A 20,971-nucleotide genomic window follows, 5' to 3' on the forward strand; every position below is an offset into this window, starting at 1 on the left:
GAACTGGTCAAGCCGGGCAAATTTCCCCTGCCGCGGCCCCGCCGCGGGCCAGCCCGGCTTCGGCGAACGCGAGCACCTCGTCGACGAGGGGAGCCAGATCGCTCGTCGCCGGCCGGGCCCGGCCTTCGCGCGTCACGTAGATCTCGCGCAGGCCCGTCACGACGGTGACGGCCGTGAGCCGGGGGAGCAGCGCGTCCGCCGCCAGGCCGATGTCTTCGCCGATCCCCGTGGCCACCAGGACTTCCAGGTCGCGGTAGCCCGCGCGGGCGCGGCCGCGCAGGTCGTCGTCGGCCATCAGCAGGCCCGCGCGCAACGCACGCCGCTGCCAGACGCGCGCGGGATCCAGCTCAGAGTCGCGCTCGTCCAGGGCGTGCATGGTCGCGTGCATCCAGGCGCGGACCGCGTCGAGCGTGCCGCCCGTGCGCTCGCGCAGCCACGCTTCCAAGGACTCCGCCGTGAACGGGTCGTCGGCGAACAGCAGGTCCTCCTTGGCCGGGAAGTGCAGCGTCACCGTGCGCGTCGCGACGTCGGCCTGCGCGGCGATCTGCGCGATCGTCGTCTCCCGGTAGCCCTGGCTCGCGAAGAGGTCGAGGGCCACCTCCTGGATCCGGGACCGGGTCTGGGCCTTCTTGCGCTCACGGCGGCCGTCACTCATGGCCAGCAGCCTAGCATGTGACGCATTAATGCAGTCCATGCTACTGTTAGCTCAGGACGTAGAAAGGAAGGCTGTCGTGAAGAACTGGTTCATCACCGGGACCTCCAAGGGCTTCGGCCGCGAGTGGACCGAAGCGGCCCTCGACCGCGGCGACCGGGTGGCGGCCACCGCGCGGGACGTCGAAAGCCTGCGCCCGCTCGCCGACCGCTACGGCGACGCCGTGCTGCCGCTGCCGCTGGACGTCACCGACCGCGCCGCCGCGGCTGAGGCGGTGCGGCGGGCGGTCGCCGCGTTCGGTTCGCTGGACGTGCTGGTCAACAACGCCGGGTACGGCCACTTCGGGATGGTCGAGGAACTCACCGAGGACGAGGTCCGCGCGCAACTCGAGACGAACTTCTTCGGCGCGCTCTGGCTGACCCAGGCCGCCCTGCCGGTCATGCGCCGCCAAGGCCACGGCCGGATCATCCAGGTCACCAGCGAAGGCGGTGTCCGCGCCTTCCCCGGCATCGGCGCCTACCACGCGTCGAAGTGGGCCGTGGAAGGGCTTTCCGAGTCCCTGCGGCAGGAGGTCGCGGCCTTCGGGATCGACGTGATCTGCCTGGAACCCGGCCCGTACCGGACGGACTTCGGCGGCACCAGCGTCCGGCAGAGCGAGCCGGACCCGGCCTACGACGCGGTGCGCGAGGCGACGCGGATCGCGTGGGACCTCGGCGATCCGCGGGCGACCCGCGCCCCGATGCTGCAGCTCGCGGACACCGACGACCCGCCGCGGCGGATGTTCTTCGGCAAGTCGTTCGCGGCGGTCGAAGCCGAGTACCGCGAACGCCTCGACGGCTGGCGCAGGTGGGAGCCGGTCGCGCTGGCCGCGTTCGGCTGAGGCGCCGGGCTCACCGGATCGGCGTGGCCTCCCGCGCCCGGTCGAGCGCTTTCCGGTGCAGCCGCGCGAAAGTCGCCCGGTAGCGTTCGATCGTGCGCGCGTCGCCCAGGTGGATGCGGGCGTGTTCGTGGTGGACGAGCACCGTCATCGTGCCGGACGCCAGTTCGAGGATCCGGAAGCCGTGGCTCGTGCCCGTGCCGTCCGGCACCACGTGGACCGTGACGTGCGCCGGCCGGGGCAGCTCGCCGGCCGCCCGCCAGGCGGCTTCGCTCACCAGGAGGATGCCCGGCGGCACCGAAGGCGGGATGTCCGGCACCGCGTGCGGGGCCCACTCCCACCCGCGGACCGCGTGCTGCTCGGACACCGACGGCACGCTGACGTCCTCGAGGTACGCCGGCTGGTCGCTCTGCCGGTGCAGGTGCATCAGCTGCCGGTACTCGGCCGGCTTCGCCTGCAGGTAACCGAGGATGTACGCGGCGGCCTCGGCCGGGGGACGGCGGGTGCCCAGTTCCCACGCCGACAGGTCGGCGGCGGACAGGCCCAGCTTGCGGGCCAGGGCGCGCAGGCCCAGGCCCCGCGCGGTGCGCAGGTCGCGCAGGCCGGTGCCCAGCAGGAGCAAGGCCGGGCGCAGGGGCGGTTTCTTCATGCTGTTTCCCGATTCGTGTCGAAGAGGTGCCGTGGGGCCGCGACGATCCCGGCGTCGACGTCGTCCGCGTGCGAGCGGAGCAGGTCGGCCAGGTCCTCGGCCTGGTCGGCGAAGGCGCGTTGCTCGTCCGGGCCCGCCGTGCCGTCGGCGAGCCGGGTGGTGAGCACGGCGATCCGGGTCTGGGTGGCGCGCAGGAGGTCGACGAGGTGGTGCGTGGCGCGGGGCATGGCGGCTCCGGATCGGACAGGACCGTCCGGAATGGACAGTCGGCGCAGCCCGCCGAGGACGCGGCACAGGAGCACGAACTCCGGGTGCTCGGCGAGCCGCAGGTCGGTCGCGGACGGCCACGCGGCTTCGGCCTGCGGCACGCCGGCCACCACCTCGGGACGGGATTCGGCGGGAACGGACGTGACCGAGCGGGTTGACCCGCGTCGGTGACAAGCGGCCGCGAGCGGGCACCCGTTCGCTACCGTCGACGGGCCGGGCCCAGCAGCGCCCGGCGCCGGCGGCTTCCTTCCCGGACGTGGTTTCCCTCCAGTCTCCACGCCGGGGAGGAAGCCGCTCACCGGGGCAGCCCGCGGACGTGGGCGAACGACTCGTCGTAGCATCGCCGGATCACCTCCCCGGGGTCGAGGCCCAGCGCGTGGCCGAGGATCGCGAACGCGACGAGCGGGATCGCCCGGCTGCCGCGTTCCCAGTGCCCGAGGATGGCCGGGCTGTAGCCGATCCCGCCGGCGGTGACCACCTGGGCCCGCGACCAGCCGCGCACCCGCCGTGCCGCCAGCAGTTCCGCGCCGAGGGTGACCCGGAACTGGCGGCTGGACAGCGCGATGACGGTCCCGCGCGGCGAGTGCAGCGTGGCGGGCCCGCCCTGGTGCGGCTGTCCTTTCGGGACGGTGCCGGTCTCCTGGAAGACCCGCACCCAGCGCCGGATCGTTGTCGGCGAGACGTTCGCGCGGGCGGCCGCGTCGGCCTGGGATCGCCCGTCGTACCAGTGCTGGACGGCCGCGGCCCGGACGCGCCGGCCGCGGTCGGCGTCCCGGACGGCGGTGGCGAGGGTGCGGCGCTGCCGGTCCGACAGCCGGGGTCGCAGCGTCATGGCGTGTCCTCGCCGGTCCAGCCCAGCACGGTGAACAGCACCTCGTCGGGCGCGCCGGTGATCGGGCCCCGGATCGGCGCGGTGCCGGGCCTGCCCCAGTCGCCCGGGGCGAACCGGGCGCCGATGGCCTGCATCGGGTCCTTGCCGGCCTCGATGACCACGACGTCCTCGTGCGTGGCCGTGGTCCGCCGGCCGAGCAGTTCGTCCGGTTCGGCCGAGCCGGCCGGGCGCGCCTGCCACGTCCAGCCCCGTTCGCGGGCGACGGTGATGGCGCCGCTCGCCCGCTCCCACGCCGCGGGCACCCGTCCCCACGCATCCGCGCTGTTCATGTGGTCCTCCCCGAGGTGGCTCGTGCTGGCCTCACTGTCAGGCAAAATTGCACGCCATGCAAGCTGTGGTGCCTGTAAATTTACAGAGTCAGTCGATCGGGTGACGGCGCAACTTGACGTGGCTGCCGTAGGCTCGGCGGCGATTTCGAGGAGAGGAGCACCGTGCCCGACGAGGTCAAGGCGAAGACGTCCGGTGTCCGCATGCGGCGGATCGCCCGCACGATCGCGGCCTGGCGGCTGGAGAGCGGTCAGGACCAGGTCGAGGTGGCGAGGGCGGTCGGCTGGTCGAACGCGAAGCAGTCGCGCATCGAGACGGCCAAGCTGCCCATCACCCCGGCCGACGTGATGACGCTGGCCCTGCACTTCGGCCGCCCGCCGGACGAGCGGGACGCCCTGTTCCGCGACGCGCAGACCGCCCACAGTTCCCGCTGGCTGGAGCAGATTTCGGCCGACGCGTTCGCCGCGGACGTGCGCGAGTACGTGGCCCTGGAGTCCGAGGCATCCGAGGTGCGCATCTTCAAGATCGATGTCGTACCCGGCCTGCTGCAGACCGCCGACTACGCCAGGGTGATCGACACGACGGTTGCCTCGGACGGCGGGCTGTCGGAGGAGCGAGTTCAGGCACGCATCCGACGGCAGGCTCGGCTGACGGACGATTCGCCACTGGCAGTCCGGTGCGTGCTGACCGAAGCAGTGCTCCGGATCCAGGTGGGCGGTCGTGAAACCTGGCTCGGGCAGCTGCGCCGGATCGCCGAGCTGATGGAGCTGCCGAACGTCGACATCAGGTTCCTGAAGAGCGAGCGCGGCGCGTACTACGCGATGGGCTATCCCTTCAGCATCTTGAGCTTCGACGACAACGAGCCTGAGATCGGCTACATCGAGCTGCTGCGAACCGGTGTGTACCTCGAGCAGGAAGCCGAAGTTCGCCCGTATGTCGACGCGTTCGGCAGGCTGTGGGAGGCAGCGGAGGATGCGGACGGGTCCCGTGCCCTGCTGCTGGGGATAATCGGAGCGGCCGAGTGAACAAAAGACTGGAGACCCAACGTGGACAACACGCAACTGCCGGAGGCAGTGTGGCGGAAGAGTAGCTACAGCGGCGGGGGCGGCAACGAATGCGTCGAGGTGGCGATTCTCGGCGATGGTGCTGCCGTTCGTGACTCGAAAGACCCGCAGGGCGGGTTCTTCGCCGTGCCGGAGGCCGGTTGGTCGGCGTTCCTGGCGGCCGTGAAGTAGCGAAGTTCGGGCGAGCGCCGGGGCTGGCCGGTGCTCGCCCGCTTCGCCGGGCGAAGGAGACTGAAGGTGGACGAAGCACTGTGGCGGAAGAGCAGCTACAGCGGCCAAGAAGGCAACGAGTGCGTCGAGGTGGCAATCCTCGGCGAGGGCGCCGCCGTCCGTGACTCGAAAGACCCGGGCGGCGGCCACTTCGTCGTCCCGGATGCCGCCTGGACCGCCTTCCTGACCGAGGTCAGCTGATCCCGGTCAGGCGCGCCAGGGCCGCGAACCCGTCGTCGGTGCCGGGCCAGTGGGCGCGCACGGCGTCGAGCCCGGCCCGTCGGACGACGCCGCGCAGCACCGCCGTGACGATGATGGCGTCGTCGGCGTACCCGAGCACCGGAACGAAGTCCGGCACGAGGTCGATGGGCAGCGCGAGGTAGGCCAGCAGCAGCCCGAGCCGCACCCGGACGCCGCGGGGGAGCGTCTTGTCGCCGGCGAGGCGCCGGATGAGCCGCAGGACGTCCGGCAGCAGCCGCAGCGCCTCCCGCAGCAGCCCGCCGCGCGGCCGCACCACGACCAGCGCCACCACCAGCACGAGCCACGCCAGCAGCAGCGCCGCGGCGAGGCCGATGAGCAGGTCCCAGCCGTTCACCGGACGTCCCGGGGAATCCCGGCTTCCTCGACCGCGCCCCGGCCGTGGAACCGCGGCAGGCCGGCTGCTGGTCCCTCGCCTCCGGCGTGGGTGGCGGTGGCGCCGGAAAGCACCGGCCGTTCCTCACCCGGTTCGGTGAAAACCATCGGCAGCACCCCCTGGCGGCGGACCCGCCGGCCGGCGGATCTCCCGCACCCCCGGCGGCCGCGCGGGCAGCAGCACACCGGTTGCGCAGGGGGAGCGTACCGGCCGAGCGCCACCCCGCCACCCGCTGCGCCCCAGCCGGCCGGTGCGGAAGTCCCGTCGCCGGGTCCGGTGATCAGGGGTTGAACAGTGCGCCGGATGGGCAGTAGCTCACCTGCCGGGGTGTCCCGGTTCGGCGTCGCGGCTTTCCCGCCGTGCCGCTGCGGTTGAGACCACCAGCCGCCCACCGGATCCGGCTGCCCGCAGGCGGCCGGCCGCACGGGAGGCGCGGCGGCGCGCGGCCTTCCGTCTCGACGAGGAGGCCTCTGATGCTCGCGACGCCCAGCCCGGTCGAGGTGGCCCACGTTCTCCCGGTGCGCACGCGCGTCACCGTCACCCACGCCGCCGGGCACACCGCTGTCGCGGTGACCGGCGACTTCGACCTGGCCGTCACCGCGTCCCTGCACGACCAGCTGGAGGCGGAGCTGCGCCGGACGCCGGAGGCCCTCGTCCTCGACCTGGCCGGGGTCACCTTCTGTTCCGCCGGGGCGCTGGCGGTGCTGCTGGAGGTCGTCACCACCGCCCACGCCCGCGGCATCCCGTGCGCGATCGTCGCCACCGGCCGCGCGGTGCTGCGCCCGGTCCGGGTGCTGCAGCTCGACCGCGTCCTGCCGCTGCACCGCGACCGCGCCAAGGCCGAGGACTGGCTTTCGCTGCTGCGCCGGCTGCGGTGACGTCAGTCCTGCATCAGCCGGGCGAGCCGATCCCACGCCGGTGACGTCGCCCCGGGCTGGGACTGCCGGGCCAGCCGGGCGATGGCCGGGTTCTGCACGGGCCGCGGCTCGGACCGGCTCCGGTGACCGGCCATCCAGGTCCGCGTGCGGTCCGCGAGCGCCGCGAGCCGGGGGTCGTCCGGCGCCCAGCCGAACGCGGCGTCGTGGTCGAGGTACAGGGCGCGGAACTCGGCGTCACCCTCGATGAGCTCGCGTTTTTCGGTGATCCAGACGGCGGCGTCCTCGGGGGAGGCGGTGTGCATGAGGATCCAGCCGTCGCGTTCCAGCCGGATCTGGCGGTCGCTGGCACCGAGAGCGCGCAGCTCGTCGAGGTGGGCGGCGACCTCCGAGGCGACGAAGAGCCGCTCGCCGCCGCGCAGTTGGGCGAGCTGTTCGCGGGTGCGCCGCAGGCCCTCGATGCGGTCCCGGAGGTCGCCGTCGATCTCGGCGATGGCCTCCGCGAGCTGGTCCGGATCGGCGTCCAGGAGGTCCTTGACGCGCGCCAGCGGGACGCCCGCCGCGGCCAGGGTCCGGATCTTGACCAGGTCGACGGCGTGCTGGGCGGTGTAGCGCCGGTAGCCGGACGAGTCACGGCCGGGCTCGGCGAGCAGGCCGCGCTCGTGGTAGTGGCGGACGGCTTTGACGCTCACCCCGGCGTACTCGGCGAGCCGGCCGATCGTGATCATGGTGCCCATCCTCCCAGGCCGGTCACGTCCGGCGGGTCAGGCGGCCGCCGCCGTTGCGGAAGCGGGCCCGGCCGTCGCGGACGTCGTGGTAGGACACGAGCAGCAGCCGCAGGTAGCCGTCGAACGTCTCCGCCGGGTAGCCGGCCGGGGCGAACAGCCCGGGCCCCACCGGCACGTACCGCTGCGGCGGGGCGGCGGTCGCGCCCCCGGCGAACTGCGTGAAGATGCGCTCCTGGGCGGCGTCGGCGGGCTCGTAGGTCACCCGCTCTTCCAGCCGGCCGCCGACGGCGCCGACGTCGATGCGCAGCTGGTTCGAGCGGTAGGTGCCGACGTAGGGCGTGAGGTCGACGTCGTCGGCGGGCGGCTCGGTGAGCAGCGCGGGAATCCGGACGCCCAGGTGGTCCTTCAGGAGCGTCCGCAGGATCCGGTCGTGCAGCACGATCGCGCCCGGCGTGTTGCCGAAGGCCGTGAAGACGAAGTCGTGCTCGGGCACGACGCACAGGATGGCCACGCCGCCGGGGGAGGCGCCCGACATGGCGAGCACGGTCGTTTCGCCGAACGGGTAGCGCACCCAGCCCAGGCCCATCGGCGGCACGTTCGGGGTGCCCATGTCGTGCCGGACCTGCTGCATCAGCGCGGTCGACCCGGCCGAAAGCACGCGTGTGCCGTCCGGGGAGACGCCGCCGGCGAGGTGGGTGCGCCCGAAGGCGAGCAGGTCGGCGACGGTGCCGATCGGCGTGCCGCCGGCCGGACCCCAGGTGTCGGGCAGGGTGAACAGGGTCGTGGGCCGGGGTTCGCCGGTCTCGGGGTCCGGGAAGTGGCCGATCGCCGTGCTGCGCAGGATGGCCCGCTCGGCCGAGGTGGCGGAATCGCGCATCCCGACCGGTGTGTAGACGTCGCGTTCGAGCAGTTCGGGGAAGGACAGGCCGGTCACCGCCTCCAGCAGGCGGCCGGCGACGATCATGCCGCCGTTGGAGTAGCTGAGCTGCTCGCCGGGCTCGAACAGCGTCCCGCAGCTGCTGCCGAGGCCCTCGACGTAGGTCTTGAGGGCGTCGCGGCCCCGGGCGTCGGGGAAGTACAGGTCGGCGTCGATGCCGTTGGTGTGCGAGATCAGGTGCCGGACGAGGATCTTGTCCGCGGCACCCGGCGTGGCCAGGGCGAATTCCGGCAGGTACGTGACGACGGGCTGGTCGAGGTCGAGGTGGCCGCGTTCGACCTGCTGCAGGACCAGGGTGGTGGTCAGGACCTTGGTGACGGAGCCGAAGAGGAAGCCGGTGTCCTCGCGCATCGGCGCCCCGGTGGTGACGTTGGCGGTGCCGTGCGCGACGACGACCTGGTCGCCGGCGTGGTGGACGCCCGCGACGAACCCGGGGACGTCGTCGGTGAGCTGGTCGCGGATCCGGGCTGCGACGGTGTTTTCGTTCATGACGGCATCGTCGAACCCTGCCCCAGGGGCAGGGTCAAGCCCGGATCCGTCCCGGTGCGGTCAGCGGGTGCGGTCAGCGGGTGAGGGTCAGCGGGTGAGGAAGCCGCCGTCGACGAACAGGTCGTGGCCGTTCATCCCGCCGTTGCGGAGCAGGAAGTCGGTCGCGTCGGCGATCTCGGACATCGTGACCAGGCGGCCGGTCGGCGTGCGCGCGGCCTGGTGCCCGAGGTCGGTGTCGCGCCACCGGGGGCTGTCGCCGACCAGGCCCGGGTGCAGGGCGTTGACCCGGTGCGGCGCGAGCTCGATCGCGAGGGTCTTCACCAGGCCGGTGACGGCGCTGTTGAAGGTGGTGATCACGGTCGAGCCCGGGTAGGGCCGTTCCTTGGCCAGGCCGCCGAAGAGCACGACCGACGCCGTGGGCGTGAAGTGCGCTCTCAGCACCCGGACGGCCTCGGTGTAGCCGACCAGCTTGGTCGTCACGGCCGTGACCGCCGCGGCGACGTCGAAGTCCTGCAGCGTGTTGGGGCGCTGGTGGCTGGCGGTGATCACCAGGTGGTCGAGCGGGGGCACGCCCGCGGCCGAGGCGGCGATGGTCTCCGGGCGGGCGAGGTCCAGGCCGAGGCCGGTCGCGGCCGGGCCGATCTCCTTCGCGACCGCTTCGGCGCGGGCCGCGTCGCGGCCGGCGATCACCACCGCGGCGCCGCGGTCGGCGTGCCGCCGGGCGATGAAGCGGCCGAGCCCGTCGGTGCCGCCGATGATCATCGTGGTGCTCATGGGTCTCTCCGTCCTGGTGACCACTTGGTCATTAACGAGCATAGAGGGCTTGCTGACCGCTTGGTAAATTGACCGGCATGACCCGACGTCCGCACCGCCGTGACCCGGAAGGGCACCGCCAGGCCATCCTGGACGCCGCCCGCAGTTCCTTCGGCGAACGCGGGTTCGCCCGGGCGACGGTCCGGGACATCGCCTCGCGCGCCGGCGTCACCCACGGCCTGGTCCTGCGGCAGTTCGGGTCGAAGGAGCAGCTGTTCCTGGCCGCCGTGCCGGGGCACCGGGAGCTCGACGCGGTGATCGCCGGCGACCCGGGCACGCTGCCCGAGCGCGTCGCGCGCGCGTACGTCGAGCGGATGGAGGCCGGTGCGGCCACCGACCCGCTCGTGGTCCTGCTGCGCAGCATCGCCTCGGACCAGCAGGCGGCGGCGAAGCTGTACGGCGCGATGGAGGAGAGCAGCATCCGGGCCTACCGGGAGGTCGTCGACGGCGAGGACGTCGCCGTCCGCGTCGCGCTGCTCGGGGCGCAGCTCATCGGCGTGACGGTCAACCGGTACATCGCCCGGACCGGGCCGCTCGCCGAGCTGCCCGCGGCCGCCCTCGCCGACCAGCTGACCCGCGTCCTGCGGCACATCCTCTTCGGTTCTTGAAACGTCTTAATTCGGTATTGACCCTACGCTGAGCGGCGTAGTAGCGTCGGCACACCGCGGAGTTGAAACCTTTTAATCCGGAGGGTGCGTGCATGAGAGTCGCCGTGCTCGTCACCTGCATCAACGACACGCTGTTCCCGGACACCGGCAAAGCCGTGTTCCGGCTGCTGCGCCGCCTCGGCGTGGACGCGGACTTCCCGGCGGCGCAGACCTGCTGCGGCCAGCCGATGGTCAACACCGGCTACCTCGACGAGGCCGTGCCGGTGCTCCGCGCGTTCGCCCGGGCGTTCGCCGGGTACGACTACGTCGTGACGCCGTCGGGTTCGTGCGCGGGGTCGGCGCGGCACCAGCACGGCCTCGTCGCACGGCGCGCGGGAGAGCCGAAGCTGGCCGAAACCGGGCCGAAAGTGCTGGAGCTGAGCGAATTCCTCGTCGACGTGCTCGGCGTGACCGACGTCGGCGCGGTGTTCCCGCACCGCGTCACCTACCACCCGACCTGCCACTCGCTGCGCATGCTCGGCGTCGGCGACAAGCCGCTGCGGCTGCTGCGCGCGGTCCGCGGCATCGACCTCGCCGAGCTGCCCGGGGCGGAGGAATGTTGCGGCTTCGGCGGCACCTTCGCCGTGAAGAACGCCGAGACGTCCGCCGCGATGGGCGCCGACAAGGTCCGGCACGTCCGCGAAACCGGGGCGGAAGTGCTCGTCGCGGGCGACAACTCCTGCCTGCTGCACGTCGGCGGCCTGCTTTCGCGGCAGCGGTCCGGCGTGCGCGTGCTGCACCTGGCCGACGTGCTGGCCTCGACCGGGGAGGACGCGTGAGCGCCACGTTCGTCGGCATGCCCGCCTTCCCGGCGGCGGCCCGGGAGGCCCTGGCCGACACCCGGCTGCGGCGCACCCTCGCCCACGCGACCGGCACGATCCGGGCCAAGTGCGCGGCCGTCGTCGGCGAGGTGGCCGAGTGGGAGGAGCTGCGCCTGGCGGGCGCGGCGATCAAGGACACCACGCTGCGCCGCCTCGACGAGCACCTGCTGACCCTCGAAGCGGCGTTGCAGGCCAGGGGAGTGACGGTGCACTGGGCGCGTGACGCCCGGGAAGCGTGCGACGTCGTCGCCGGCATCGCGCGCGCCCACGGCGTCGACGAGGTCGTCAAGGTGAAGTCGATGGCGACGCAGGAGATCGGGCTGAACGAGGCCCTCGCCGAGCACGGCGTCACGGCCTGGGAGACCGACCTCGCCGAGCTCATCGTGCAGCTCGGCGACGACCGGCCGAGCCACATCCTGGTGCCGGCGATCCACCGCGACCGCGCGGAGATCCGGGACCTCTTCCGCCGCGAGATGGCCGGGGCGCCCGAGGACCTGACCGACGACCCGGCCGAGCTGGCCGGCGCGGCCCGGCGGCACCTGCGCGAGAAGTTCCTGCGGGCGAAGATGGCCGTCTCCGGCGCGAACTTCGCCGTCGCCGAAAGCGGCACGCTCGTGGTCGTGGAGTCCGAGGGCAACGGCCGGATGTGCCTGACGCTGCCCGAGGTGCTGGTTTCGGTGGTGGGCATCGAAAAGCTCGTCCCGACGTGGGCCGACCTCGACGTGTTCCTGCAGCTGCTGCCGCGGTCGAGCACGGGGGAGCGGATGAACCCGTACACGTCGACGTGGTCGGGCGTGACGCCGGGCGACGGGCCGCAGGAGATGCACGTGGTGCTGCTGGACAACGGCCGCACGCGCGCGCTCGCGGACGAGGTCGGCCGGCAGGCGCTGCGCTGCATCCGCTGCTCGGCGTGCCTGAACGTCTGCCCGGTGTACGAACGGACCGGCGGCCACGCCTACGGTTCGGTCTACCCGGGCCCGATCGGCGCGATCCTCAACCCGCTGCTCAAGGGCGTCGGCGTCGACGAGCAGACGGACTCGCTGCCGTACGCGTCCAGCTTGTGCGGCGCCTGTTTCGAGGTGTGCCCGGTGCGGATCGACATCCCGGACGTGCTGGTGCATCTGCGGTCCCAGGTGGTCGACGCGCACCGCGGCGGGATCCCGGCACCCGAGGCCGTGGCGATGAAAACGGCGTCCTGGGTACTCTCGGACGCCCGTCGCCTCCGCTGGGTTCACCGCGTGCTGGGCTGGGTGCTGCCCCGCCTCGGCCGTCGGCTGCCGTGGCCGGGTTCACTGTGGACGGACACCCGCGACCTGCCCGCGCCGCCGCGCGAATCGTTCCGGGCCTGGCGGCGGCGATGACGGCCCGCGAGGAGATCCTGGCGTCGGTTCGCGCTGCGTTGCGGACCGCGGACCGGACCGGGATTCCGGTCCCGCGCACCCACCCGGCTGTCGCGGACGTCGTCGAGGTGTTCGCGGCCCGCGTGGCCGACTACCGCGCCGGCCTCACCCGGTGTCCCGCCGCCGAACTGCCGGCGGCGATCCGCACGGCCCTCGGACCGGCGCGGAAAGTCCTGGTCCCACCGGGATTCCCGGTGGACGTCGAGGGCGGCGCGCCACCGGGCACGGACCTGACGGAGTTCGACGCGGTGGTCACCACGGCGGCCCTGGGCATCGCGACGACCGGCACGATCGTCCTGGACCACGGCCCGGGCCAGGGCCGCCGGGCGCTGAGCCTGGTACCGGACGTGCACGTGTGCGTCCTGCGGGCGGACCGGATCGTCCCGGGCGTCCCGCAGGCGGTGGCGGCCCTGGACCCGGCCCGCCCGCAGACGTGGATCAGCGGCCCGAGCGCCACCAGCGACATCGAGCTGACCCGCGTGGAAGGCGTGCACGGACCGCGAACCCTGCACGTCATCGTCATCACGGACTGACCACGGCGGCCACCTTCCGCACGCACCCCGTCGTACGCCCCCGGTTCACCCGGAGGCGAGCGAAGCCGAAACGACCGCACCGGCGAGCGCGGTCCGCACCGCCTTCGCCTCCGGCGCCTTCAGCTCCTCGAACACCGCCAACGCCTCCCGCAGCCGGGCGACGCCGTCGGCGACGTCCGCGCCCCTGAGCGCGTACCGGCCCAGTCCCTCGAGCGCCCGCCCTTCCTGCAGCCGGATCCCGATGGCCCTCGACTGGTCGAGGGCCTGGCGGTAGAACGCACCGGGGTCGCCCGCCTCGGGCCAGGCCAGGGCCAGGCCGCCGAGGTTGTTGAGGTTCTCGGCCTGCCACGCCCGGTCGTCACCGAACAGCACCTGGGCGCGCTGCAGGTACCTCAGCGACAGCCGGAAGTTGCCGCACGCGTGGTGCAGGCGGCCGAGGTTGTTCAGGGCGACCGCCTCGCGGGTCCGGCTGTCCAGGCGGCTGTAGATGAGCTGGGCGCTGCTGTAGCAGCTGTCGGCCTTCCCGTGGTTGCCGAGCTCGAAGTGCATGCGGCCGAGGTTGTTCAGCGCCCGGGCCTCCGTGTACCGGTCGCCGAGCTCCCGGGACAGCGAAAGCACCTGGTCGAAGATGCCGATCGCGCCCGCGAAGTCCCCGCAGACGCCGTAGGTGCAGCCGATGCAGAGCAGGCTCAGCGCCTCGCCGAGCCGGTTGCCGAGTTCGACGTACAGCGCCAGGGCCCGTTCACCGTCCGCCCGGGCGGCGTCGTGGCGCCCGATCCGGAACTGCACGCTCGCGAGGCTGCCGAGCGCGCCGGCGATCCCGAACGGGTTCTCCAGCCTCTCGTAGAGCGCGCGGGCCCGCGTGAGGTACTCGATCGCTTCCGGGTACTCGCAGAGTTCCATGCGGGCGAACCCGATTTCGGTCAGCGCGGCGGCTTCGCCGAGCCGGTCGCCCGACCGGGCGTACAGGTCCCGCGCCCGGAGGAGGTCCTCGACCGCCGCGGGATGGTCGCCGAGCAGGCTCCGCACGCGGCCCAGGTCCGCGCGGGTGGCCGCCTCGTCCGTGAGGTTTCCCGCCGCCTGTTCCGCGGCCAGCACGGCCTGGTCGATCCGGTGGGCGTCGTGCCAGTACCCGTGCTGCTCGAGATAGGGGTGGAGGGCGACCGCGAGCTCGGCGGCCCGGTGCAGGTGGTCGTGGACCGCGGCGTAGGTGATGCACGCCCCGAGCTCGGCGCGTTCCGCGCTCAGCCAGGCGATCGCCTCGCCTTCCGACTCGAACTCGTGGGTCCCCGCCGGCGCCTCGGCGGCGATCTCCGGGCGCGGGCCGCGGGTGGCGACGAACCGCGTCGCCGACCGGACGGCGTAGAGGTAGTAGTCCAGCAGGCGTTCGAAGGCCTTGTCGTCACCGCCTTCGCCGTCCAGGGTCAGGCTGTAGGCCCGGGTCAGGTCGTGCAGGCGGTACCGGCCGGGAGCCACCTCTTCCAGGAGGTGGTTGAGGTACAACGCATCCAGGCGATCCCGGGTCGGTTCCGGTTCTTCGCCGTCGAGCGCCGCGGCCGCGCGCGTCTCGATCCGCGTGCCGGGGTGCAGGCCGAGGCGGCGGAAGAGCCGTTTCTCGTCCGGGCTCAGGTCCCGGTAGGAGAGGTCGAACGCCGCGGCGACGGTCCGGTTGCCCGCGCGCAGCATCGTGATCCGGTTGCGGGAGCACCGGAGGTCGTCGGCCAGCTGCCCGGGCGTCCAGCAGGGGTGGTTCCGCAGGCGGCCGGCGGTGAGCGCGATGGCCAGCGGCAGGTACCCGCACATCGCCATCAGCTCGGCCACGGCCCGGGGATCGTGCCCGCGCGTACCGGTGTAGCGCTCGAACATCGCGGCGGCGTCCGGCGGCGGGAGGGTCGGCAACGAGACCGGGCCGGCGTCGGCGACGGACTCGAGCCGCCGCCGGCTGGTGACCAGCACGAGGCTGCCGGGACTGCCCGGCAGCAGCGGCCGGACCTGCTCGTCGCCGACGGCGTCGTCGAGCAGCAGCAGGATCTTCCGCCCGGCCAGCTTTTCCCGCCACAGCCGCGCGCGATCGTCCAGGCCGGCCGGGATGGCGATCGCGGGGACGCCCCAGAGGAGCAGCAGCGAAGCCAGGGCGTCACCGGGGTCCACGGGCGCCTGCCCGGGGCTGTGGCCGTGCAGTTCGAGGAAGACCTGGCCGTCGGGGAAGTACGGAGCGAGCTGGTAGGCGGCCCGCACCGCGAACGTCGTCTTCCCGATGCCCGGCATGCCGTCGACGACGTGGACGGCCATCCCCAGCGTGCCCTGCCCGGCGGCGGTGGACACGGTCGCGGTGAGCTCGGCCAGCTCCTGGCCCCGGCCGGTGAAGGCCGGCAGGTCACGCGGCAGCGTCGAGCGGCCGCTGACGGAGGGCCGCTGCTCGCCGTCGAGTTCTCCGGAACCCGGCGGATAAGGGTGGTCGGGCAGGCTGATCCAGCCGACGGTCGCCGTCTCCTTGACGGCCACGTGCACGGGCCGGAACGTCGAGGGGTCCACGACCGTGCTGCTGCGCACGACTTCGTCGAAGAACCACGTCGAAACGATCAGCGCGAGCGTTCCCGGCGATTCCGCCAAGGCGGTCTTCAACTGCGGAGCCTCGATCAGGCGAAATGTCTGATTGAGCGCGGGCCCGGTGGCCCCTTGATCGTCATAGGCGACTTCTCCCGCGTGAAGCGCCATTCGCAGCCGGATCCGCTCCTCGGCCCGGTGCGTTTCATTGTGCCGCCGGAGTTCCCCGGCGAGCGCCCCGGAAAGGACTTCGACAAAGGGTCCTTTGAGGATTTGCGCCGGCACGAGCACCAGCGTCCCGTCGCCGGTGCTCTCGTGCTTGCAGTCGAACCACGGCACCCCGGCCTCCTTGAAGGCACGGCGCAACGCGAGATCGAGCCCCTGCCGAACAACCAGCCGGTGCGGCGTCGTCCTGCTTTGCCGCCCGTAACCTTCGATATCCACCGCGAGCACCGTGCGGTGGACTACCAGTCGTGAGTGCTCCATTTCCCCTCACACACACTCGCCCAGGAATCGAGCGTATGGAGGGTCCGACGGGGGCGGCAATCCGGCAGTCGCCGAGCGGCGTCTCGGAGCGGACGAATGGTCTTCCGGGTAAAACCGGCGTAAAAGTGGTCAAGGGGCGGTGAGCCGGCCTCCGGTCGTTTCGCCGGGCCTTGGCAGGAGTCCGCTTTCCCTCCTGCGGCGGGTTCCTGTTCGGCCGGCGCGCAAGGCCGGCACCGTGCGTAACGGCGCGAGCGGAGGATACGACTGTGCTGTGACAGAGGGAGGAGCCACGGTGGCGGGTCAGGTTGTGCCGAGCCCCGGGACGCGGAGTGGCCCGATGCCGAAGGACCCGCGTATCCCCGCCTACCTGGGCCGGGTGCTCACGGACGCCGGCGATGCGTTCGGTACGTGCTTCCAGGTGTCGCCGGGTGTCGTGGTGACGGCGTGGCACGTCCTGGACGATCTCGGTCGCAGTGCCGAGCACGACACCGTCGGCGTCGACGCGCTCAACGGCGCGGGCGAACCCACCGCGGCCGAGGTCATCCGGATCGATCCGCTGCACGATCTGGCCGTGCTGCGGCTGGCGCAGCCGTTGTCCGGGTCGGTGGCCGGGTGGTTCGCGACCGACTGGGCGCCGCTCGACGATCCGGTCGTGGTCACCGGGGTCGTCGAGGTGAACGACCCGGGGCACGAGTACGGGCACCTCGACGCCCCCGGGCGGTGGGCGGGTGGGACGACCCGCGACCGGCAGGTGCCGCTGGGGCGGTTGTCGGCGAAAGACGTCCTGAAGGGGATGAGCGGGGCCCCGGTCCGCCGGATCTCCGACGACCGGGTGGTCGGAGTGGTGTCGGCGCGCTACAACGCGGCGGACGGCTGGCTGCAGCATTCGGTGTGGGTGGCCCGCACCGAAGACGTCGAGAACCTCCTCGCCGGCGTTGTTGCCGTGGCGGTGGAGGGTGCGCCGGACCTGGGCGAAGCGGTGGACCTGGTCCTGTCGGTGACGGGAACCGAGGTCCGGCTGACGGGCGCGGGCACGTCAGCCGCCGCACCGCATCGCGGGGTCAGCCTGGGGCTGGCTGCGGCGCTGGGGGAAGTACGCCGGGCCCGTGCCGGCGCCGCGGGCCGCACGATCGCGCCCGACGCGGAGCGTGCCGAGCCGGCCGGAGCGCTGTCGCTGCGGCGGGCCGGGCAGCTGCTGGCGGAATCGTTCTTGCCCGTGCCGGTCGCGGACGCGCTGGCGCGCATGATGCGGCGCGCCACGGCAGAGCACGTGCCCGTGCGCATCGGTGTCGATGCGCCGGGCTGGCCGGGACTGCCGTGGGAGGCCCTGCCGGACCCGGAGTCGTTGCGGCCGCTGGCCTTGTGCCCGCTGGTCACCGTGTTCCGGCAGGTGCAGGCGCCGAAGGTCCGCAAGATCCCGGGGCCGTTGCGGATCCTGGTCGCGATCTCCGCTCCGGAACGCGGCGGCGGCCCCGAGCTCGACTACGAACGCGAACTCCGCAACGTGGTCGCCGCGGTCCGCGGCGCCCGCGCCGGAGACGCGGACGTGCGGGTGGTGCCGTTCGCGACGACGGCCGCGATCCGCGCCGCGCTGGACGAGGCGCCGGCGCACGTCCTGCACCTGTCGTGTCACGGTGGTCCCGGGGTGCTCGATCTGGAGGACGAGGAGGGATCCGCACGGGCGGTGACCGCGGAACAGCTGGTGGAGGAGGCGATCCCGCCGGGGAGGATGCCGCCGGTGATCTGCCTGGCCGCCTGCTACACCGACGTTCCCGGCGAGGAAGGGGCGCCGTCGCTGGCGGCGAGCCTGGTGGGGCACGGGGCGAGCGTGGCGATCGGGACCGAAACCACGGTGACCGACTGGTACGCCACCGCGCTGTTCGCCCGCGTCTACCAGGAACTCGCCCAGTCCTCGATCCCGGACGTGGTCGCCGCCGTCGCCGACGCCCGCCGGATCGTGCAGCTGCAGCTCGCGACTTCGGACCATCCGCGAGAGAGCAAGCTGGCGGCGCTGGACGAGTGGAGCGTCGTCACCGTCCTGGCCGGCTCCGGCTCGACGCCCGTGTTCGACCCGGCACGACGCGAGCCTTTGCCCGAGCAGGAGAGCAAGTCGGTGGCCGGGTTGTCGTGGCGTGGGCACGGCAACTTCGTCGGCCGCCGCCGCGAGCAGCGGGCGTTACCGGCCGCACTGGCCGGAGCATCGGTCAGTGGCGTCGTCCTGCACGGCATCGGCGGCGTCGGCAAGACGACCTTGGCCGCCGAGCTGCTGCAGCACCTCCGGTTCTCCGTGACCGTCGTCTGCCAGGGCGAACTGTCGGTGGATGTCGTGCTCACCGAGGTGACGAGTGCGCTGCGCCGTCACCTGGCCATGCAGGGCGGCTTCGACCAGCTGCGGCGTGCCGTCGGCTACGCCGGCCAGGTCAGCGAGCCGTGGCAGGACCGGTTCGCCGCCTTGCGTGAGCAGGTGCTCAGCCGAATCCCGGTGCTGCTGGTGCTCGACAACTTCGAGGACAACCTCACCGACCGCCGGCTCGGCGACAACGCCCTCGCGGAGTTGCTGGCCCGCTGGGCGGCGGATCCGGGGGAAAGCCGGTTGCTGATCACTTCCCGCTACGAGTTCGCCCTGCCGCGCGACGCGCACCGGCACCTGCGGTCGTCGCCGGTCGGGCCGATGTCGATGGCCGAGACGTTCAAGCTGATCTGGTCCTTGCCGGCCCTGGACCGGCTGGGCGATGACGACGTCGAAAAGGTGTGGCGGCTGGTCGGCGGGCATCCCCGCAGTCTCGAGTACCTCGATGCCCTCCTCAACCACGGGCACGCCCGCTACCACGACGTCACCGCACGCCTCTCCGAGGCGATCCAGGCCCATCCCGAAGCCCAGGCGGCCGAGACCGCCGACACTCTCGACGCGGCACTGGCGCAGACGGTGACGCTGATCGCCGACGACGTCCTGCTCGACGCGCTTCTGCGGACGCTCGAAGACCACCCCGGCGCCCGTGGACTGCTGCTCGGCGCGTCCGTCTACCGGGAACCGGTCGGCCTTGATGCGCTGCTGTTCCAGCTCGGCGATGTCGACGAGGGTGCTGCACACGAGCCGGACCGCCGGGGTGCGCAGGAGCACATCCTGGCTGTCCTCGAACACCATCGTGTCCCGCCGGCCGGGTTGAACATCAGCGAGCTGCCGCCGGAGGTGCTGGCCCGGATCCAACCTGATCTCGACGAGCTCGCGGCGAGACCGACGCCGCCACGGTCGACGTCCTACGACCTCGGCGACCTCGCCGCGGAGCTGGCGGCAACCAGCCTGCTCACCGTGAACGCCGAGACCGGAACGGTGTTCGTGCACCGCTGGACCGCTTCCGCCCTCGAGCGCTGCTGCCACGACGACGAGCTGCAGCAAGCACACCGCAAAGCAGCGGAATACTGGAACTGGCGTATCAAGGTCTGGCCTCAAGACCGCGACGCGGACCTGCACGACGCGCTGGAAATGCGCCACCACCTCATCGCAGGCGACGAACTCGGGGACGCAGAATCGATCAGTCAGACCATCGCGCTCCGGCTTCAGGTCGTGGGCGCCTGGGACCACGAGCTGGCACTCATCCACCACACACTCGCCGTTCTGGCACGCACGCCTGAACAACAGGCGCCATGGCACCACCAGCTCGGGATCCTCGCCCAGCTCCGGGGCGACTACGCCGAAGCCGAACGCCGTTACGACCAAGCCCTTGCCATCAAGGAAGAGCACGGCGACCGGGCCGGTGTGGCGAACGGCTACCACCAGATCGGCATGATCGCCCAACGCCGGGGCGAGTACGCCGAGGCCGAGCGTCGCTACACGGAATCCCTGGCCATCCGGGAGGAGCTCGGCGACCGGGCCGGCATGGCGACCAGCTACCACCAGCTCGGGATCCTCGCCCAGGTCCGGGGCGACTACGCCGAGGCCGAACGTCGCTACACGGAATCCCTGGCCATCAAGGAGGAACTCGGTAACCGGGCCGGCATGGCCAGCAGCTACGGGCAGCTCGGCATCCTCGCCCAGGACCGGGGTGACTACGCGGAGGCCGAACGTCGCTTCGCAGAATCCCTGGCCATCGACGAAAAGCTCGGCAACCGCGTCGGTATGGCCACCAGTTACCACCAGCTCGGCATGATAGCCCAGGACCGGGGTGAGTACGCCGAGGCCGAACGTCGCTACATCGAATCCCTGGCCATCGAAGAAGAGCTCGGCAACCGCGTCGGCGTGGCCACCAGTTACCACCAGCTCGGCATCCTCGCCCAGGTCCAGGGTGAGTACGCCGAAGCCGAACGTCGCTACACCGAGTCCTTCGCCATCAGGGAGGAAGTCGGCGACCGGGCCGGCTTGGCCAGCAGTCATCACCAGATCGGCAACCTCACGTACCTCCGTGGCGACTATGCGGAAGCCGAACGTCGCTACACCGAGTCCATTGCGATCAGAAATGAAATCGGCGACCGGGTGGGGTTGGCCAGCAGCTACCATCAGCTTGGCATGCTTGCCGAGGTTCGCGGCGACTACGTCGAGGCCGAACGTCGCTACACCGAGTCCGTTGCCATCAGCGAGGAAGTCGGCAACCGCGCCGGCCTGGCCATCAGTTACCACCAGCTCGGCAACCTCATGTACTCCCGTGGCGAGTACGCTGAGGCCGAACGTCGCTACACCGAATCCCTGGCCATCGACGAAAAGCTCGGCAACCGCGTCGGTGTGGCCACCGGTTACCACCAGCTCGGCATGATAGCCCAGCTCCGTGGTGAGTACGCCGAGGCCGAACGTTACTACACTGATTCTCTGGCCATCAAAAGAGAAATCGGCAACCGTGCCGACCTGGCGCACACAGTCAGTCAGCTCGGGATCCTGGCCGAAGAGTCCGGTGATCAAGTCAAGGCTGTCACCCTTCATGCGCACGCCGCATACATGCGTGCCCAGCTACAGCTGTCCGAGAGAGCATTCGACCTTCGGCGACTCCTGGTACTGCGCGACAGCCTGGGTGCACAAAGCTGGAGCGAGGCAATAACGGAGGCCATCGGCAGAGACGCGGCTGAAACAATCGCCACTGCGTTGGAAGACGACGCGCTTCTGGACCACGGCACGGCGTCCGCCGATGGCGTTGATCGGGCGTCACCGGGTGGACAGTCGCGTCCGGAGGCCGGACCCGAAGAGGCCGGATAGT

General features: G+C 72.0%; 22 protein-coding genes. 11 read left to right on the plus strand and 11 right to left on the minus strand.

The genetic code is table 11. From position 1 onward, the window contains the following. Window positions 1-7: 7 nt before the first annotated feature. Window positions 8-655, minus strand: coding sequence for a helix-turn-helix domain-containing protein (locus ABZW17_RS10760; protein WP_354811904.1), 648 nt, complete (start codon window positions 653-655; stop codon window positions 8-10). A gap of 37 nt (window positions 656-692) precedes the next feature. Here ABZW17_RS10760 and ABZW17_RS10765 point away from each other — a divergent pair, with 37 nt between their 5' ends. Beyond that, entirely contained in the window at window positions 693-1,532 is an 840-nt protein-coding gene (locus ABZW17_RS10765; protein ID WP_354811906.1) for an SDR family NAD(P)-dependent oxidoreductase, read from the plus strand. Between the two features lie 10 nt (window positions 1,533-1,542). Here ABZW17_RS10765 and ABZW17_RS10770 read toward each other — a convergent pair whose 3' ends face one another. The 4 genes from ABZW17_RS10770 to ABZW17_RS10785 all read right to left on the minus strand — a co-directional run bounded on the left by ABZW17_RS10770 (window position 1,543) and on the right by ABZW17_RS10785 (window position 3,606). After that, window positions 1,543-2,178, minus strand: a complete 636-nt coding sequence (locus ABZW17_RS10770) for a Scr1 family TA system antitoxin-like transcriptional regulator (RefSeq protein ID WP_354811908.1) — start codon at window positions 2,176-2,178, stop codon at window positions 1,543-1,545. After that, complete coding sequence (locus tag ABZW17_RS10775; protein ID WP_354811910.1) at window positions 2,175-2,546, minus strand: hypothetical protein; 372 nt, start codon at window positions 2,544-2,546, stop codon at window positions 2,175-2,177. Before ABZW17_RS10775 ends, ABZW17_RS10770 begins: the two co-directional genes overlap by 4 nt. A 194-nt stretch (window positions 2,547-2,740) precedes the next feature. Then, on the minus strand, window positions 2,741-3,277 hold the full coding sequence (locus ABZW17_RS10780; protein ID WP_354811912.1) for a helix-turn-helix domain-containing protein: 537 nt from the start codon (window positions 3,275-3,277) through the stop codon (window positions 2,741-2,743). Further along, complete coding sequence (locus tag ABZW17_RS10785; RefSeq protein WP_354811914.1) at window positions 3,274-3,606, minus strand: hypothetical protein; 333 nt, start codon at window positions 3,604-3,606, stop codon at window positions 3,274-3,276. Before ABZW17_RS10785 ends, ABZW17_RS10780 begins: the two co-directional genes overlap by 4 nt. Window positions 3,607-3,768: 162 nt before the next feature. Between ABZW17_RS10785 and ABZW17_RS10790 the strand changes: the two genes are divergently transcribed. The 3 genes from ABZW17_RS10790 to ABZW17_RS10800 all read left to right on the plus strand — a co-directional run bounded on the left by ABZW17_RS10790 (window position 3,769) and on the right by ABZW17_RS10800 (window position 5,079). Next, entirely contained in the window at window positions 3,769-4,629 is an 861-nt protein-coding gene (locus ABZW17_RS10790) for a helix-turn-helix transcriptional regulator (protein WP_354811916.1), read from the plus strand. Window positions 4,630-4,650: 21 nt separating this feature from the next. Continuing rightward, entirely contained in the window at window positions 4,651-4,839 is a 189-nt protein-coding gene (locus ABZW17_RS10795) for a DUF397 domain-containing protein (RefSeq protein ID WP_354811918.1), read from the plus strand. A gap of 66 nt (window positions 4,840-4,905) precedes the next feature. Next, on the plus strand, window positions 4,906-5,079 hold the full coding sequence (locus tag ABZW17_RS10800; RefSeq protein WP_354811920.1) for a DUF397 domain-containing protein: 174 nt from the start codon (window positions 4,906-4,908) through the stop codon (window positions 5,077-5,079). On the opposite strand, the gene ABZW17_RS10805 is transcribed toward ABZW17_RS10800, so the two are convergent. Beyond that, on the minus strand, window positions 5,072-5,473 hold the full coding sequence (locus tag ABZW17_RS10805) for a YkvA family protein (RefSeq protein ID WP_354811922.1): 402 nt from the start codon (window positions 5,471-5,473) through the stop codon (window positions 5,072-5,074). The genes ABZW17_RS10800 and ABZW17_RS10805 overlap by 8 nt on opposite strands. Continuing rightward, window positions 5,470-5,619 carry a hypothetical protein gene (locus ABZW17_RS10810; RefSeq protein ID WP_354811924.1) on the minus strand — a complete coding sequence of 50 codons (150 nt, stop codon included), beginning with the start codon at window positions 5,617-5,619 and terminating at the stop codon, window positions 5,470-5,472. Before ABZW17_RS10810 ends, ABZW17_RS10805 begins: the two co-directional genes overlap by 4 nt. 366 nt (window positions 5,620-5,985) lie before the next feature. Between ABZW17_RS10810 and ABZW17_RS10815 the strand changes: the two genes are divergently transcribed. Then, the gene (locus tag ABZW17_RS10815; RefSeq protein WP_354811926.1) at window positions 5,986-6,390 is read left to right on the plus strand and encodes an STAS domain-containing protein; all 405 of its coding nucleotides are present in this window, start codon (window positions 5,986-5,988) and stop codon (window positions 6,388-6,390) included. A gap of 2 nt (window positions 6,391-6,392) precedes the next feature. Here the strand turns inward: ABZW17_RS10815 and ABZW17_RS10820 are convergent, their stop codons facing one another. From ABZW17_RS10820 to ABZW17_RS10830, 3 genes are all read right to left on the minus strand, one after another. Beyond that, window positions 6,393-7,115: a MerR family transcriptional regulator gene (locus tag ABZW17_RS10820; RefSeq protein WP_354811928.1), complete on the minus strand. Its 723-nt coding sequence runs from the start codon at window positions 7,113-7,115 to the stop codon at window positions 6,393-6,395. A 22-nt stretch (window positions 7,116-7,137) separates the two neighbouring features. Continuing rightward, entirely contained in the window at window positions 7,138-8,541 is a 1,404-nt protein-coding gene (locus tag ABZW17_RS10825) for a serine hydrolase domain-containing protein (protein WP_354811930.1), read from the minus strand. Between the two features lie 87 nt (window positions 8,542-8,628). Beyond that, on the minus strand, window positions 8,629-9,315 hold the full coding sequence (locus tag ABZW17_RS10830; protein WP_354811932.1) for an SDR family oxidoreductase: 687 nt from the start codon (window positions 9,313-9,315) through the stop codon (window positions 8,629-8,631). A 77-nt stretch (window positions 9,316-9,392) separates the two neighbouring features. Between ABZW17_RS10830 and ABZW17_RS10835 the strand changes: the two genes are divergently transcribed. From ABZW17_RS10835 to ABZW17_RS10850, 4 genes are all read left to right on the plus strand, one after another. Next, on the plus strand, window positions 9,393-9,962 hold the full coding sequence (locus ABZW17_RS10835) for a TetR family transcriptional regulator (protein ID WP_354811934.1): 570 nt from the start codon (window positions 9,393-9,395) through the stop codon (window positions 9,960-9,962). A 92-nt stretch (window positions 9,963-10,054) separates the two neighbouring features. Continuing rightward, window positions 10,055-10,780 carry a (Fe-S)-binding protein gene (locus ABZW17_RS10840; RefSeq protein WP_354811936.1) on the plus strand — a complete coding sequence of 242 codons (726 nt, stop codon included), beginning with the start codon at window positions 10,055-10,057 and terminating at the stop codon, window positions 10,778-10,780. A gap of 17 nt (window positions 10,781-10,797) precedes the next feature. Further along, window positions 10,798-12,183, plus strand: a complete 1,386-nt coding sequence (locus ABZW17_RS10845) for a lactate utilization protein B (protein WP_354812049.1) — start codon at window positions 10,798-10,800, stop codon at window positions 12,181-12,183. Then, a complete protein-coding gene (locus ABZW17_RS10850) occupies window positions 12,180-12,755 on the plus strand; it encodes a lactate utilization protein C (protein ID WP_354811938.1) in 576 nt (191 codons plus the stop codon). The genes ABZW17_RS10845 and ABZW17_RS10850 overlap by 4 nt, the downstream gene beginning before the upstream one ends. Before the next feature lie 45 nt (window positions 12,756-12,800). Here ABZW17_RS10850 and ABZW17_RS10855 read toward each other — a convergent pair whose 3' ends face one another. Beyond that, window positions 12,801-15,380 carry a tetratricopeptide repeat protein gene (locus ABZW17_RS10855; RefSeq protein WP_354811940.1) on the minus strand — a complete coding sequence of 860 codons (2,580 nt, stop codon included), beginning with the start codon at window positions 15,378-15,380 and terminating at the stop codon, window positions 12,801-12,803. Window positions 15,381-15,434: 54 nt separating this feature from the next. On the opposite strand from ABZW17_RS10855, the gene ABZW17_RS10860 reads away from it, so the two are divergent. Both ABZW17_RS10860 and ABZW17_RS10865 read left to right on the plus strand, forming a co-directional pair. Next, a complete protein-coding gene (locus ABZW17_RS10860) occupies window positions 15,435-15,779 on the plus strand; it encodes a hypothetical protein (protein ID WP_354811942.1) in 345 nt (114 codons plus the stop codon). Between the two features lie 346 nt (window positions 15,780-16,125). Beyond that, window positions 16,126-20,970 (plus strand): tetratricopeptide repeat protein, encoded by a 4,845-nt coding sequence (locus ABZW17_RS10865; RefSeq protein ID WP_354811944.1) that lies wholly within the window; start codon window positions 16,126-16,128, stop codon window positions 20,968-20,970. Window position 20,971: the final 1 nt, after the last annotated feature.

It is taken from the genome of Amycolatopsis sp. NPDC004625 (assembly GCF_040609695.1).
Taxonomy (GTDB): Bacteria; Actinomycetota; Actinomycetes; order Mycobacteriales; family Pseudonocardiaceae; genus Amycolatopsis.

Coding starts and splice junctions, on each gene's coding strand:
- ABZW17_RS10760 (WP_354811904.1), bottom strand. CDS start 655: ATGAGTGACGGCCGCCGTGAGCGCAAGAAGGCCCAGACCCGGTCCCGG.
- ABZW17_RS10765 (WP_354811906.1), top strand. CDS start 693: ATGCTACTGTTAGCTCAGGACGTAGAAAGGAAGGCTGTCGTGAAGAAC.
- ABZW17_RS10770 (WP_354811908.1), bottom strand. CDS start 2,178: ATGAAGAAACCGCCCCTGCGCCCGGCCTTGCTCCTGCTGGGCACCGGC.
- ABZW17_RS10780 (WP_354811912.1), bottom strand. CDS start 3,277: ATGACGCTGCGACCCCGGCTGTCGGACCGGCAGCGCCGCACCCTCGCC.
- ABZW17_RS10785 (WP_354811914.1), bottom strand. CDS start 3,606: ATGAACAGCGCGGATGCGTGGGGACGGGTGCCCGCGGCGTGGGAGCGG.
- ABZW17_RS10810 (WP_354811924.1), bottom strand. CDS start 5,619: ATGGTTTTCACCGAACCGGGTGAGGAACGGCCGGTGCTTTCCGGCGCC.
- ABZW17_RS10815 (WP_354811926.1), top strand. CDS start 5,986: ATGCTCGCGACGCCCAGCCCGGTCGAGGTGGCCCACGTTCTCCCGGTG.
- ABZW17_RS10820 (WP_354811928.1), bottom strand. CDS start 7,115: ATGATCACGATCGGCCGGCTCGCCGAGTACGCCGGGGTGAGCGTCAAA.
- ABZW17_RS10825 (WP_354811930.1), bottom strand. CDS start 8,541: ATGAACGAAAACACCGTCGCAGCCCGGATCCGCGACCAGCTCACCGAC.
- ABZW17_RS10830 (WP_354811932.1), bottom strand. CDS start 9,315: ATGAGCACCACGATGATCATCGGCGGCACCGACGGGCTCGGCCGCTTC.
- ABZW17_RS10835 (WP_354811934.1), top strand. CDS start 9,393: ATGACCCGACGTCCGCACCGCCGTGACCCGGAAGGGCACCGCCAGGCC.
- ABZW17_RS10840 (WP_354811936.1), top strand. CDS start 10,055: ATGAGAGTCGCCGTGCTCGTCACCTGCATCAACGACACGCTGTTCCCG.
- ABZW17_RS10845 (WP_354812049.1), top strand. CDS start 10,798: ATGCCCGCCTTCCCGGCGGCGGCCCGGGAGGCCCTGGCCGACACCCGG.
- ABZW17_RS10850 (WP_354811938.1), top strand. CDS start 12,180: ATGACGGCCCGCGAGGAGATCCTGGCGTCGGTTCGCGCTGCGTTGCGG.
- ABZW17_RS10865 (WP_354811944.1), top strand. CDS start 16,126: ATGCCGAAGGACCCGCGTATCCCCGCCTACCTGGGCCGGGTGCTCACG.